Source organism: Falsirhodobacter sp. alg1 (genome assembly GCF_000739715.2).
In the GTDB taxonomy this organism is placed as follows: domain Bacteria; phylum Pseudomonadota; class Alphaproteobacteria; order Rhodobacterales; family Rhodobacteraceae; genus Falsirhodobacter.
Genome location: NZ_BBJC02000050.1, coordinates 1 through 806, shown reverse-complemented (window position 1 = coordinate 806; position 806 = coordinate 1). Strand labels below are relative to the sequence as shown.

The following is an 806-nucleotide window of genomic DNA, read 5'->3' as shown; positions in this document are numbered from 1 at the left end:
TATCCATCGACAGACCATCCGTATCATCCCGCTGCCCCTGATAGGCGGCGGTCACGCGGTCCACGGCGGCTGTGACGTCGGCCACACGGAAATTGATCTCTCCCGAGGACGGAAATGCCGCGCGGCGTTGCGCTACCAGATCGGCCAGAGGCATTCCGGTGCGGGACATCAGTTCCACCACCATCATGATGTGGACTCAGCGAAATTGAACTGTGTGTCAAGATGCACACTTCCCGCGGTTAGACGGAAAGACCCCATGAACCTTTACTATAGCTTCGCACTGGCATCAGGATTGTGATGTGCAGGATAGGTGGTAGGCATTGAAACCGGGACGCCAGTTCCGGTGGAGCCATCCTTGAGATACCNACCCNTTCGMACTCTTGATGTCTAACCGCGGTCCGTTATCCGGATCCGGGACCCTGCGTGGTGGGTAGTTTGACTGGGGCGGTCGCCTCCTAAATTGTAACGGAGGCGCGCGAAGGTTGGCTCAGACCGGTCGGAAATCGGTCGTTGAGTGCAATGGCAGAAGCCAGCCTGACTGCAAGACTGACAAGTCGAGCAGAGACGAAAGTCGGCCATAGTGATCCGGTGGTCCCAAGTGGGAGGGCCGAGATGTCGTGCTGCAGACCGGCGATGTTCTGATCGTTGTGACAACGACATCCGAGCTGCTGACCCTTGCTGCCCAGAAGGCTGAGCGTGGGCTACGACGCCGCTTCGATCTCGCCCCCCGAGCCGAACTGAAGTGGCCGAGGCAATCGTGACGCCGAACCGCTACAACGTCGGACGCAAGATCTCGGAACTGTCGC

General features: G+C 59.0%; 1 rRNA gene. It reads left to right on the top strand.

Going from position 1 to position 806, the window contains the following annotated elements:
- Positions 1-208: 208 nt before the first annotated feature.
- A 23S ribosomal RNA gene (locus tag TR36_RS15835) occupies positions 209-806 on the top strand; the annotation flags it as partial.